Origin of the sequence: Metabacillus idriensis, assembly GCF_050483325.1 — a bacterium.
Classification (GTDB): Bacteria; Bacillota; Bacilli; order Bacillales; family Bacillaceae; genus Bacillus_P; species Bacillus_P idriensis_A.
On record NZ_JBCMYF010000008.1, the window covers coordinates 146994 to 160659 of the forward strand.

The window sequence follows — 13666 nt, forward strand, 5'->3', positions numbered from 1 at the left end:
ACTACAGATGCTAGAACTCATCATCCCTACAGCGTTATTCGTTGCCGCTCCGCTTATTTTCACTGCACTTGGAGGCATGTTCAGTGAACGGTCAGGAGTTGTTAATATTGGGCTTGAAGGATTGATGGTTATTGGAGCCTTCGTTGCCATCGTTTTTAACCTGACATATGCCGATGCACTTGGGGATGCAACTCCCTGGCTGTCTATTTTAGTTGCAATGGCTGCCGGAGCTGTGCTTTCCATTCTTCACGCAGTAGCATCCATCACATTCCGTGCCGATCAGGTTGTAAGCGGGGTAGCTATTAACTTTCTTGCCATTGGTTTATCTCTTTTCCTTGTAAAATTGTTCTACGGAAAAGGACAAACAGACCGCATCGCAGAAAGTTTCAGCAAAATGGATATCCCTTTCCTCAGCGATATTCCTGTTATTGGACCGTTATTTTTCTCAAACGGATATATAACAACATATATTGCCATTATCACGGCGTTTGCTGTTTGGTTCGTTATGTATAAAACGCCATTTGGACTTCGTCTGCGTGCAGTTGGAGAACATCCGATGGCTGCAGATACTATGGGGATAAATGTTGTGAAAATGCGCTATATCGGCGTTATTTTAAGCGGGGCTTTTGCTGGTGTCGGCGGTGCTGTATACGCGACAATCATTGCCCGTGATTTCAGCCATGCAACAATCAGCGGACAGGGATTCATGGCTCTTGCTGCTCTTATCTTCGGTAAATGGCATCCGCTTGGTGCTATGGGTGCTGCCATATTCTTCGGGCTCGCTCAAGGTCTGAGCGTGATCGGCGGACAGCTGCCATTGCTTGAAGGAATACCGACTATGTACTTGTTAATTACTCCTTACGTTTTAACCATTTTAGCTTTAACTGGATTTATAGGACGTGCGGATGCACCAAAAGCGCTGGGAACTCCTTACGAAAAAGGAAAACGCTGATCAGCAGAAGCGGTCAGGCCTCAAGTTTATGAGGCTTGGCCGCTTTTTTTATATCAAGAGAAAGTATGTCTTATCAGGATCAGAGTATACTTTTTTTATTTAGAGGCAAAATCTAATCAATGCAAATGCAAGATACTAAGAAGCAAAGGTGAAAAGAATGGGAGCAAAAAAGAAGCTTGATTTAATCGCGTTATCCTCTGTTCCATTAGTGATGACTCTTGGAAATTCCATGTTAATACCAGTATTGCCCCTGATTGAAAAACAGCTGGGGATTTCATCATTTCAAGTGTCTCTCATCATTACCGTATATTCAGTTGTTGCCATTCTCCTCATACCTGTTGCAGGCTATTTGTCTGACCGTTTCGGAAGAAAATTAGTCATGGTTCCGTGTCTGCTTATTGCTGGTGCAGGCGGGGCCGTATCAGGCTGGGCTTCATGGACAATGGATGATCCTTTTAAGATTATTCTTCTCGGACGTGTTCTGCAGGGAATTGGGTCAGCGGGAGCTGCTCCCGTAGTCATTCCTCTTATCGGCGATATGTTTGAACAAGATGAAGAAGTGAGTTCAGGACTCGGGCTTATTGAAACAGCAAATACAGCCGGAAAAGTCTTAAGCCCGATCATCGGCGCGCTGCTTGCAACCTTTGTTTGGTTTTTGCCCTTTTGGTTTATTCCTTTTTTCAGTCTGATCAGTGTAGCGCTTGTCTTTTTTTTGGTGAAAATACCAAAACAGGAAAAAGAGAATCAGTCCATTAAAGAATTTTTAAGCTGCGTAAGAGGGATTTTTAAGGAAAAGGGCAGATGGCTCTATGCTATTTTTGCAATCGGCTGCTTTATTATGTTTATCTTATTTGGGGTGCTTTTTTATTTGTCTGATACACTGGAAAAGCAATATAACATTAAAGGAATTTATAAAGGAGCCATGCTTGCCGTTCCTCTGCTTGCGCTATCGATCAGCTCTTTTATAGCAGGCAGAAAAATCGGTCAGAACAAACAGCTTATGAAAGTTGTCATTTCGTTTGGAATGGCACTTCTGACTGTCTCTTTTATTGCCATCCGAATACAGCATAGTTTTACATTTTTAATACTTTTTTTAATTATCAGCGGAATTGGAATCGGGGTCTCTTTGCCTGCACTTGACGCTCTGATTACAGAAGGAGTGGAAAAGGAAGAACGGGGAACCATTACATCGATTTACAGTTCAATGAGGTTTATAGGGGTTGCGGCCGGACCGCCTGTTTATGCCTACATTATGTCAGCAGGAGATCATTTAGTTTATTATGTTTCTGCTGGTGTGAGTTTGCTTGCTGTTTTAATTGCGCTTTTCTTTATCAAACCTTCTAAAGAATCGAAACTTGCCTTAAAGCAAGCATAGGACGCAATTTTCCAGCATTGCGTCTTTTCTTTTTAATTCAGGGTTAACATTTCCTTAATTATCCTAAAGTTGATATAATTACTAGAATGAATCCATACGCTAAATTAGAAAACAGGAAAAAATAAAATGGAATCTGCCACGCGAGGAGGGTCACAATGGAATTTTTAAAAGAACAAATAGAATCAATTAATGGGTTAACATTGCATACCGTTCAAACGAATAAATTCAAAACAAATTCACTTGTATTTAAAATGCTTGCACCGCTGAACGAAGAGGATGTCACATTCAGAGCTCTGCTTCCTTATGTGCTGCAGCGGGGAACAAAATCTTTTCCGACGAGCACAGAGCTAAGAAAGCATCTAGATGAGCTTTACGGGGCAACTTTGTTTGTAGATTTATCTAAAAAAGGCGATCATCATATCATTTCGATCCGGATTGAAGTTGCAAATGAACGCTTTTTATCAGATCAGACACCCTTGCTTGAAAAAGCGCTGCAGCTGCTGTCGGAAATCATATTGTCTCCTGTAGTGAAAGAAGATTCTTTTCCTGATGAAATTATTAATCAGGAGAAACGCACACTGAAACAGCGCATTCAGGCTGTATATGATGACAAAATGAGGTATTCCAATTTAAGACTTGTCCAGGAAATGTGCAAAGATGAACCTTATCGCCTGCATGTCAATGGAGAAATCGATCATCTTGAAAAAATTACTTCTTCAAGTTTGTATGAGTATTATAAAAAAGCCTTAAAAGAAGATAAAATGGATTTGTATGTTGTCGGGGATGTCTCCGCTGATGAAGTCAGTGAATATACAAAAAGGTTTTTCGCTTTTAATGAAAATTCTCATCAGACTGTAGAAAAATCCATTACCGAAAAAGAGATCACAGAACCGAATGAAGTAATGGAAGATCAGGATGTTAAACAGGGTAAATTGAACATCGGCTACCGCACAAATTGCACTTATGGAGATCACACTTATTATGCACTGCAAGTGTTCAATGGCATTTTCGGCGGATTTTCGCACTCAAAGCTATTTATCAATGTCCGCGAAAAAGAAAGCCTTGCTTATTATGCGGCATCCAGAGTCGAGAGTCATAAAGGGCTCTTAATGGTGATGTCTGGAATTGAATTTGCGAATTATGAGCGGGCGGTAACGATTATCAAAGAACAGCTCGAAGCTATGAAAAATGGAGATTTTGAAGATAAAGACATCGATCAGACTAAAGCAGTCATTAAAAATCAGCTGCTTGAAACAATCGATACATCATACGGCTCTGTTGAAGTTCTATATCATAATGTTCTTTCCAATATTAATGAACCTTTTGATAAATATCTGCAGGGAATTGAAAAGGTAACAAAAGAGGAAATCATCGCAGCGGCTAAGAAAATCCAGCTGGATACGATCTATTTCTTAAAAGGAATGGAGGGTGCACAATGACAAAATCCATAAAGTTTGATCAGCTTCAGGAAGAGCTCTTTTATGAAAAAATGAAAAATGGACTTGATGTATATGTTCTTCCTAAAAAAGGGTTTAATAAGACATATGCAACGTTTACAACAAAATACGGCTCTATCGATAATCAATTTGTGCCTCTTGATCAAAATGAAATGAAATTAGTTCCGGATGGGATCGCTCACTTTTTAGAGCATAAACTGTTTGAAAAAGAAGACGGCGATGTTTTTCAGGATTTCAGCAAACAGGGTGCTTCTTCTAATGCCTTTACCTCGTTTACCCGAACGGCTTACTTATTTTCAAGTACGTCAAATGTTGAAAAAAATTTAGAAACGCTCATCGATTTCGTTCAAGAGCCGTATTTTACTGAAAAATCGGTTGAAAAAGAAAAGGGCATCATCGGACAGGAAATCAATATGTATGATGACAATCCTGACTGGAGACTTTATTTTGGACTAATTCAGAATATGTTTCATAACCATCCGGTAGGTATTGATATTGCCGGAACCGTTGAATCGATTTCCAAAATTACGAAAGATCTTCTTTACGAGTGCTACAATACGTTCTACCATCCAAGCAATATGCTGCTTTTTGTTGTAGGTCCAATTGACCCTGAACAAATTCTCTCTCAAATCCGTGAAAATCAGGATAAAAAAGAGTTTAAACCTCAATCTGAAATCAAGCGTGCTGAAGTGGATGAACCGGATACTGTAGCAAAACCATTAGAAAAGCTGAAAATGAATGTGCAGTCATCTAAGTGTTTAGTCGGGCTGAAGGCTAAACAGGCAGACCGGTCAGGTGATGAGCTATTAAAACACGAACTGTGCATGAACCTGATTCTTGATATGGTTTTCGGCAAAAGCACAGACACCTATACCCACCTTTATGAGAATGGACTTATTGATGACACGTTCAGTTTTGATTACACGGAAGAAAGCGGTTTTGGATTTGCAATGATAGGCGGAGATACAGATCAGCCCGATCAGCTTGCTGAAGAAATAAAGAGCACGCTGCTGAAAGCTAAACAGGACGGTATTCCTGCAGATCGCCTCGATAACGCCAAGAAAAAGAAAATCGGCTCTTTTTTAAGAGCAATTAATTCACCGGAATACATCGCGAACCAGTTTACACGTTATTCCTTTAACGAAATGAATTTGTTTGATGTTGTCCCGACGCTTGAACAATTGACAAATGACGATATTCACCATACGCTGAATCAAGTAATTGACGAGAATTTATTTTCAGTCTGTCAAGTAGTGCCGAAGTAAAGCATCCTTTTAAAGGATGTTTTTTTATCTGGCTGATCTATAAAGCAAAAAAGAGATGACAGCTAATATTTTAAGGAGAAAAAAATGAAAAAAACAGCATTGATTACTGGTGCAAGCGGCGGAATCGGAAAAGCTATTGCCAAAAAGCTTGCAGGGGAAGGATATCAATTATATCTGCATTATCACAAGAATGAAGACAGTGTGATACAGCTTATGAAGGAACTGGAGCTGACAGGTGACTGCATACCGGTAAAAGCAGATCTTTCAGAGGCGGAAGGCGTAAAAAGACTTTGCGATCAGCTAGATCATCCGATCGACTTGCTCGTTTTAAACAGCGGGAAGAGTTTCTACGGTTTAATGACAGATTTAAAAGACGCGGAAATTCACCAGATGGTTCAGCTTCAAATAACAAGTCCATATATGCTTACTAAAGAACTGATTCCTGGAATGGTTAGAAACAAAAGAGGCAGCATCATAGTTATTTCTTCCATTTGGGGAGAAATTGGTGCTTCATGTGAAGTCTTATACAGTATGGTTAAAGGCGGACAAAATACATTTGTAAAAGCTCTTGCAAAAGAATTGGCTCCTTCGGGCATCAGGGTAAATGCGATTGCGCCTGGAGCGGTTGCCACAGACATGCTTCAGGCTTTTTCAGAGGATGAGCTCTCTGATCTTAAAGATGAAATTCCTATGGGCCGAATCGGAAAGCCGGAGGAGATTGGAGAAGCTGTTTTGTTTTTATCATCAGAGCGGGCAAGCTATATTACAGGGCAAGTGCTTTCTGTAAACGGCGGATGGCATACATAAATTTTTCTTTAGCCTAACCGTATAAATCGGTTCATGCAAGACAAACTAACATTGTATTCCACTTAATTAGGAGGGGTTATAATGTCTGTTTTAGAAAACTGGGATTCATGGAAAAACTTCCTCGGCGACCGTCTGCACCACGCTGAAGGAGATGGCATGAAAACGGAAGCTGTTAATGACTTGGCTTACGAAATCGGCGATTACTTAGCGAAACAAGTTGATCCGAAAAATGATCAGGAAAGAGTTCTTGCTGATCTTTGGAGCGTAGCTTCTAAAGACGAGCAGCATGCCATCGCAAACATGATGGTTAAGCTTGTGCAAAATAACGGTACAAGATAAAGAGGGGACGCAGGTCCTCTCTTTTTTTATATATGGCTGTTTTCGCATTGATTGTTGTTTTTGATTAATAATGCTGCCCGTTCCTTTCCGTTACAGGAACTTGCTTTCCGCGGGGAGCGTGGAAGCCTCCTCGGCGAGCCTGCGGGGTCTTCCATTTCGCTCTATTTTCCCGCAGGAGTCAAGTTCCTTCCGCTGCAATCCACTTATAGTTTATCATCTCGTCTAAAAACAACAATTTTTACGAAAAGAGCCTTATATATTAAAGAAAAAACAACATTCTTTTTTTCTCTTTCATTTTGTTCGATGGGAAAAGCAATAGACCAGTAACTGGTAAAACAAACAGTGCATTCTAGGTCCTCATACCCCCTTTTTTATTGTCAAGGAATTATTCTTTCCTCTTTCAACAAAATGCTTTATGATAAGGATATAGGTGTAACAGACCTGGTTTTTAAAGGGGGTCCTTTTTTGGAGATGCAGGAATGGTATTTAGAGTATGAAATTCAAAAAAACCGTCCCGGACTTCTTGGCGATATTTCTTCGCTTCTCGGGATGCTTTCTATAAATATTGTGACAATAAATGGTGTGGATGACAGCCGCAGGGGATTGCTGCTTAAGTGTTCTAATAACGAGCAGATCCAAAGGCTTGAATCTATTTTAAATACGATGGATCATATTAAAGTAACGAAATTGCGCAAGCCGAAATTAAGAGATACACTTGCAGTCCGGCACGGAAGATACATACAGCGTGATGCAGATGATAAAAAGACATTCCGTTTTGTCAGAGACGAACTTGGCCTGCTTGTGGATTTTTTGGCTGAATTATATAAACAGGAAGGCCACAAATTGATCGGTATAAGAGGCATGCCCCGCGTCGGCAAAACAGAGTCAATTGTCGCATCAAGTGTTTGTGCTAACAAAAGATGGCTTTTTGTGTCTTCAACTTTATTAAAACAGACAATCAGAAGCCAGCTCATTGCAGATGAATACAGTGTTGATAATGTATTTATTATTGATGGGATTGTTTCCACAAGAAGAGGCTCTGAAAAACATTTGCAGCTTGTGAGAGAAATCATGAGGCTGTCTGCTACAAAAGTTGTCGAGCATCCTGATATGTTTGTACAAAATACAGAGTATACACTTGATGATTTTGACTATATAATTGAACTTCGAAACGATCCGGATGAAAAGATTACATATGAGGAAGCATCTGGCCCTCAAATGTTTGATGAATCGAGTTTTTCCGGGTTTGATTTTTAGATATGGAAGGTGTTATGGTTGAGTGAACTAGGAAATCGACTTAAGCAGGCGAGAGAAGAGCGGAAGTTAAGTCTTGACGATCTCCAGGCAATGACAAAAATTCAAAAGCGGTATCTGATTGGAATTGAAGAAGGCAATTACGGCGTCATGCCGGGGAATTTCTATGTGCGGGCATTTATTAAACAGTATGCTGAAACAGTGGGACTTGATCCGGACCGGATTTTCGATGAGCATAAGAATGAAATACCTGTTGTACATTCAGATGAAACTCCTGAGCTTTCAAGGGTTAAAACACATAAAGAGCTGCCAAAGTCAGCGTCCAAGGCTTTGGAAATTTTGCCTAGGATCTTAATAATCGTATTGGTATTATTAGTAGCGGTCGTGATCTGGATTTTTGTCCAAAAGGACAAGCCGGATGGTGCAAAAGAAACGGAAGATCAGGCTCAGCAAATTTCAAACGGCGAAAATGAATACGATTCAATTGATAATGGCGAAGATGCTGCTGACTCCAAAGAAACAGCAGAGAAAGCTGCAGATGATGAAAAAGCCAAAGAAGAAAAGCCTGAAGAGGAGAAACCTGAAGAACTGACTTCTGAACTTGCATTTAAAGAAAAGACAGCCAGAAAAGCGGTATACGAACTCAAAAAAGCCAAAGAATTTAAACTTGAAGTTACCTCTAAAGGGCAGACTTGGATTGAGATCCGTAATGCATCTGGAAAAAAATTCTACAGCGGCATGCTGAAGAAAGATCAAACCGAGGCTCATGACTTTACGAATGAAACAGAAGCATTTATCGTCATCGGAAATGCTTCGGCTGCTGAAATTAAGGTGAATGGAAAGCCTGTGGAATATCAGATTGATCCGAAAAAAACTGTAAGACAAGATATGCAGATTGTATATACTAAGGAGTAAAGTCATCTTCAAGATGGCTTTTCTTTCTTTTATATTTTCTGATACATACTTTTATTATCTGGAGGAAAAAACATGAATTTACCGAATCGCATTACCATCTCAAGAATTCTCTTAATCCCAGTCTTCATGGTGATTATGCTCGCTCCTTTTGACTGGGGCACCTTATATATCGGAGATGCTCCCATTCCAGTGACACACCTGGCAGGAGCGATATTATTTATTATAGCGTCTACAACGGACTGGGTAGACGGTTACTATGCGCGTAAGCTTAATATGGTGACAAACTTAGGGAAATTTTTAGATCCGCTTGCAGATAAACTGCTTGTATCTGCAGCGCTGATTATCCTAGTTGAGCTTGGCCTTGCACCATCTTGGATTGTGATTATCATCATCAGCCGTGAATTCGCTGTTACAGGTTTGCGTCTTGTGCTTGCAGGCGAAGGTGAAGTAGTTGCAGCCAATATGCTCGGGAAAATTAAAACATGGGCTCAGATTATCGCGATATCAGCCCTGCTTTTGCACAATATTCCATTTGTCTTCATTTCATTCCCGTTTGCAGACATCGCATTATGGGTAGCATTATTCTTTACGGTATATTCAGGATGGGACTATTTTGCAAAAAACAAAGCCGCATTACTGAATTCCAAGTAATTCTTCATTCGCAGGAGGAGTTCAAATGACGTCAAAAACAGAGATTATCGCAGTAGGTTCAGAATTGCTTCTTGGGCAAATTGTTAACTCCAATGCCCAGTTTTTATCTCAGCAGCTGGCTGAAAACGGTCTTAATGTCTATTATCACACGGTTGTCGGTGATAATCCTGCAAGACTTGAGCAGGCAGTTAAGACTGCAAAAGGACGTTCGAACGTTATAATTTTTACAGGCGGTCTTGGACCGACTAAAGATGATTTAACGAAAGAAACAATCGCAAATATCCTTGGCAAAAAGCTTGTCACGGATGAAGAGGCCCTTCGCAGCATTGAAGACTATTTTGTTAAAGTAAAAAGAAGCATGTCTGAAAACAATAAAAAACAAGCTTGGATCATTGAGGATTCTCATGTATTGAAAAATGAGCACGGGATGGCGCCAGGAATGGCAATAGAAGCGGATGGCCGGATTTATATGCTGCTGCCTGGTCCTCCAAGCGAAATGAAACCGATGTTTATAAAATTCGGACTTCCATACTTCAGAGAGAAGCTTGGCCAAAATGATAAAATTATCTCGAGGGTACTCCGCTATTTTGGCATAGGCGAATCGCAGCTTGAGACAGATATCCAGGATTTGATCGATGCGCAATCCAATCCGACCATTGCACCTCTTGCGGGTGACGGGGAAGTAACGCTCAGGCTGACTGCCCGCCATCACAATGAGGCTGAGGCTGTGCGGCTTATCAATGAAATGGAAAAAACAATAAACAGCAGGGTTGGCGGCTTTTTCTACGGATATGACCAGACAACCCTTGCTGATGAAGTGCTTAGGCATCTCAGACAAAACAGCATGACAATTTCAGCAGCCGAGAGTTTAACCGGAGGGCTTTTTTCAGATCAGCTGACAGCCGTCAAAGGTACATCTGATGTCTTTAAAGGTACAATTGTCTGCTACACAAATGAAGTAAAGCAATCCATATTAAATGTATCTAAAGAAACGCTTGATCAGCACGGGGCTGTCAGTGAACAATGTGCCAAAGAAATGGCTGAACAAATCAGGCAGCTGACAAATAGTGATATCGGGATAAGTTTTACCGGCATTGCCGGGGAAGATCCTGTTGAAGGGAAAAAACCTGGAACCGTCTATATCGGACTGGCATTAAAAGGGCAGCCGGCTAAGGTCGTTCTCCTTCATCTTGCAGGCAGCCGCAACGCCATTCGCAGGCGTACAGTGAAATATGGCTGTCACTTGCTTATAAAAACTCTTTTGGAAAATACAGCGGAATAAGCTGTATTTTTCTTTTTTTATTGGCTTTTTCGTAAACATTGCGGCTATTAAACTAGATGTTATAAACTTTAGTGGATTGTGGCGGAAAGCAGCGGTTAACATTTATAATCGAAACAACAAGATACTCCTGCAAAAAACACAATTTAGTATTTTAGCTGTTAAATAGGCAGCAAATTTTTATTTTCTTTAAGAGAAATGAGAATTTTCAGTCTGATTCAGCCTGTAAAAAAACCGAATAAATGTTCGTTTTTTACTTGTCAAACGTTCAAATAAAAGGTATATTATTAATAGGTTGATAACTAAAGGAGGAAACTCAGTGAGCGATCGTCAAGCTGCCTTAGATATGGCACTGAAACAAATAGAAAAGCAATTTGGTAAAGGTTCAATTATGAAACTCGGTGAACAGACTGACCGGAAGATCTCTACTTCTCCAAGCGGTTCACTTGCACTTGATACAGCACTTGGGGTTGGCGGATATCCCCGTGGAAGAATTATAGAAATATATGGACCTGAGAGCTCGGGTAAAACAACAGTTGCTCTTCATGCGATTGCAGAAGTACAGCAAAAAGGAGGACAGGCTGCATTTATAGATGCAGAGCATGCCCTTGATCCTGTATATGCTCAAAAGCTGGGTGTAAATATAGATGAACTTCTTCTCTCCCAGCCGGATACCGGAGAGCAGGCGCTTGAAATCGCAGAAGCACTTGTCCGAAGCGGAGCAGTGGATATTCTGGTCATTGACTCTGTAGCAGCATTAGTTCCAAAAGCTGAAATCGAAGGCGAAATGGGAGATGCTCACGTCGGCTTGCAGGCACGTCTTATGTCTCAGGCATTGCGTAAATTATCCGGAGCAATCAGCAAATCAAAAACGATTGCCATTTTCATTAACCAGATCCGTGAAAAAGTAGGAGTTATGTTCGGTAATCCTGAAACAACTCCAGGCGGACGCGCGCTGAAGTTTTATTCTTCTGTACGTTTAGAGGTCCGCCGTGCCGAAACACTGAAACAGGGCAATGAGATGGTCGGAAATAAAACGAAAATCAAAGTAGTCAAAAACAAAGTTGCACCTCCTTTCCGTGTTGCAGAAGTTGACATTATGTACGGAGAAGGAATCTCTAAAGAAGGCGAAATCATCGATCTTGGAACAGAAATTGATATTGTTCAAAAGAGCGGCTCTTGGTATTCGTACAATGAAGAGCGTTTAGGCCAGGGAAGAGAAAACGCAAAGATCTTCCTTAAAGAGAATCCTAGCATCCGCTTAGAGATCCAGGAAAAGATCCGCAGCCACTACGGGCTGGATGAAGTTGCCGTTGCCCCTGATGGTCAAGAAGAATTAGATTTACTGGAAGATTAAAAAGAGGCGATTATCGCCTCTTTTTTGTATATGAGAAATCAAAATTCACGATCCAATCGATAGAGAATCCTGACTTTTCCTGTTCAAGAAATGTAAGGCAATGCCTGAAAATTCCCAATTGCATTAAAAACGCCTGAATGACAGGCTTGACAAGAAAATTTCACACATTTACAATTAGGGTGTATTATTATTTTGTTAGAACTTTTAGCGAGGCACTATGAAAGCAAATGTTGATCTGTGCAGCAGGTGCTGCAAGGTCTCCATGAAACCCTTAAGCTTTGTGCTGTATGTTGAAGAACGTTTTGCAATATACATGCCGACACTTAAATCTAGCAAGAAACAAGTTCATAGCAAGAGGAGGTGAAATGATGGATCCCATTACAATGATCATCTCCATTTTGCTTGGCCTAATCGTCGGTGCAGTTGTTGGCTATTTTGTTCGTAAATCCATTGCAGAAGCGAAAATTGCCGGTGCGAAAGGTACTGCTGAGCAAATTCTTGAAGATGCGAAGCGTGATGCTGAAGCAACGAAGAAAGAAGCGTTGCTTGAGGCAAAGGATGATATTCACAAGCTTCGGACAGAAGCAGAGCAAGAAATTCGTGAACGACGAAATGAGCTGCAAAAACAAGAAAATCGCTTATTACAAAAAGAAGAGAATCTTGATCGTAAGGATGAATCTTTAGACAAGCGCGAGAACATGCTTGAGAAAAAAGAAGATTCTCTAAATGAAAGACAACAGCATATTGAAGAGATGGAAAGCAAAGTGGACGAGATGGTGCGTAAACAGCAATCAGAGCTTGAACGTATTTCCAGCTTGACTCGCGAAGAGGCAAAGCAGATCATTCTCGAAAAGGTTGAAAATGAGCTTTCGCATGACATCGCTGTAACTGTTAAAGAAAGCGAAAACCGTGCGAAAGAAGAAGCGGATAAACGAGCGAAAGAAATTCTTTCCCTTGCAATCCAGCGTTGTGCTGCAGACCATGTAGCTGAAACTACGGTATCTGTCGTTAACCTTCCAAATGATGAAATGAAAGGCCGCATCATTGGCCGTGAAGGGCGTAACATCAGAACACTTGAAACATTGACTGGTATTGACCTCATTATTGATGATACTCCAGAAGCAGTAATTTTATCTGGATTTGATCCAATCCGCAGGGAAACAGCCAGAATTGCTTTAGACAAGCTTGTTCAAGATGGACGCATCCATCCAGCACGTATTGAAGAAATGGTTGAAAAATCACGCCGTGAGGTTGATGAGTACATCCGCGAGGTTGGTGAGCAAACAACATTTGAAGTTGGTGTTCACGGGCTTCATCCAGATTTAATCAAGATTATGGGCCGTCTGAAATTCAGAACGAGCTATGGTCAAAATGTATTAAAGCATTCCATGGAGGTCGCTTATTTATCAGGACTTATGGCTGCAGAACTGGGTGAAGATGTTACTCTCGCCAAACGTGCAGGTTTATTGCATGACATTGGTAAGGCGATTGATCATGAAGTAGAAGGAAGCCATGTTGAAATTGGGGTTGAACTTGCTACGAAGTACAAGGAACACCCGGTTGTGATCAACAGTATTGCTTCGCATCATGGCGATCAGGAGCCGACTTCGGTTATTGCCGTACTGGTCGCGGCAGCAGATGCTTTATCTGCAGCACGCCCCGGCGCAAGAAGCGAAACGCTCGAAAACTATATTCGCCGCTTAGAAAAGCTTGAAGAGATTTCCGAATCTTACGAAGGCGTAGAAAAATCGTTCGCCATTCAGGCAGGCCGTGAAGTGCGTATCATGGTAAAACCGGATACGATTGACGATCTTCAGGCACACCGTTTAGCAAGGGATATCCGCAAACGGATTGAAGAAGAATTAGATTATCCAGGTCATATTAAAGTAACAGTTATCCGAGAAACGAGAGCTGTTGAATATGCGAAATAAAGCGATGCCTTCTGCATCGCTTTATTTTTTTTGCAAACTGTGCAAAACTTAAGGGTAAGCAGACACTATTTTGAGAGAAGGTTA

At 41.0% G+C, this 13666-nt stretch carries 12 protein-coding genes; all 12 read left to right on the forward strand.

Features of this window, described 5'->3' with window-relative positions; genetic code table 11:
- Nucleotides 1-7 precede the first annotated feature (7 nt).
- The 12 genes from ABEQ24_RS05535 (at nt 8) to rny (ending at nt 13582) form a co-directional block, all read left to right on the forward strand.
- Entirely contained in the window at nt 8-952 is a 945-nt protein-coding gene (locus tag ABEQ24_RS05535; protein ID WP_430005987.1) for an ABC transporter permease, read from the forward strand.
- Nucleotides 953-1109: 157 nt separating this feature from the next.
- Nucleotides 1110-2327 carry an MFS transporter gene (locus ABEQ24_RS05540; RefSeq protein WP_430005833.1) on the forward strand — a complete coding sequence of 406 codons (1218 nt, stop codon included), beginning with the start codon at nt 1110-1112 and terminating at the stop codon, nt 2325-2327.
- A gap of 155 nt (nt 2328-2482) precedes the next feature.
- A complete protein-coding gene (gene yfmF, locus ABEQ24_RS05545) occupies nt 2483-3766 on the forward strand; it encodes an EF-P 5-aminopentanol modification-associated protein YfmF (protein WP_430005834.1) in 1284 nt (427 codons plus the stop codon).
- Nucleotides 3763-5049, forward strand: coding sequence for an EF-P 5-aminopentanol modification-associated protein YfmH (gene yfmH, locus ABEQ24_RS05550; RefSeq protein WP_430005835.1), 1287 nt, complete (start codon nt 3763-3765; stop codon nt 5047-5049). The genes yfmF and yfmH overlap by 4 nt, the downstream gene beginning before the upstream one ends.
- A gap of 84 nt (nt 5050-5133) precedes the next feature.
- Nucleotides 5134-5856 carry an elongation factor P 5-aminopentanone reductase gene (gene ymfI, locus ABEQ24_RS05555; RefSeq protein ID WP_430005836.1) on the forward strand — a complete coding sequence of 241 codons (723 nt, stop codon included), beginning with the start codon at nt 5134-5136 and terminating at the stop codon, nt 5854-5856.
- Between the two features lie 81 nt (nt 5857-5937).
- Nucleotides 5938-6195: a DUF3243 domain-containing protein gene (locus ABEQ24_RS05560; RefSeq protein WP_430005837.1), complete on the forward strand. Its 258-nt coding sequence runs from the start codon at nt 5938-5940 to the stop codon at nt 6193-6195.
- A gap of 465 nt (nt 6196-6660) precedes the next feature.
- Complete coding sequence (locus ABEQ24_RS05565; RefSeq protein ID WP_223442480.1) at nt 6661-7452, forward strand: DUF3388 domain-containing protein; 792 nt, start codon at nt 6661-6663, stop codon at nt 7450-7452.
- A gap of 18 nt (nt 7453-7470) precedes the next feature.
- Nucleotides 7471-8364 carry a helix-turn-helix domain-containing protein gene (locus ABEQ24_RS05570; protein ID WP_430005838.1) on the forward strand — a complete coding sequence of 298 codons (894 nt, stop codon included), beginning with the start codon at nt 7471-7473 and terminating at the stop codon, nt 8362-8364.
- Between the two features lie 72 nt (nt 8365-8436).
- Nucleotides 8437-9015 carry a CDP-diacylglycerol--glycerol-3-phosphate 3-phosphatidyltransferase gene (gene pgsA / locus ABEQ24_RS05575; RefSeq protein ID WP_430005839.1) on the forward strand — a complete coding sequence of 193 codons (579 nt, stop codon included), beginning with the start codon at nt 8437-8439 and terminating at the stop codon, nt 9013-9015.
- 25 nt (nt 9016-9040) lie between these two features.
- Entirely contained in the window at nt 9041-10297 is a 1257-nt protein-coding gene (locus tag ABEQ24_RS05580) for a competence/damage-inducible protein A (protein WP_430005840.1), read from the forward strand.
- Nucleotides 10298-10613: 316 nt separating this feature from the next.
- On the forward strand, nt 10614-11651 hold the full coding sequence (recA, locus tag ABEQ24_RS05585) for a recombinase RecA (RefSeq protein ID WP_307435764.1): 1038 nt from the start codon (nt 10614-10616) through the stop codon (nt 11649-11651).
- A 368-nt stretch (nt 11652-12019) separates the two neighbouring features.
- Entirely contained in the window at nt 12020-13582 is a 1563-nt protein-coding gene (gene rny, locus ABEQ24_RS05590) for a ribonuclease Y (RefSeq protein WP_070877321.1), read from the forward strand.
- Nucleotides 13583-13666: the final 84 nt, after the last annotated feature.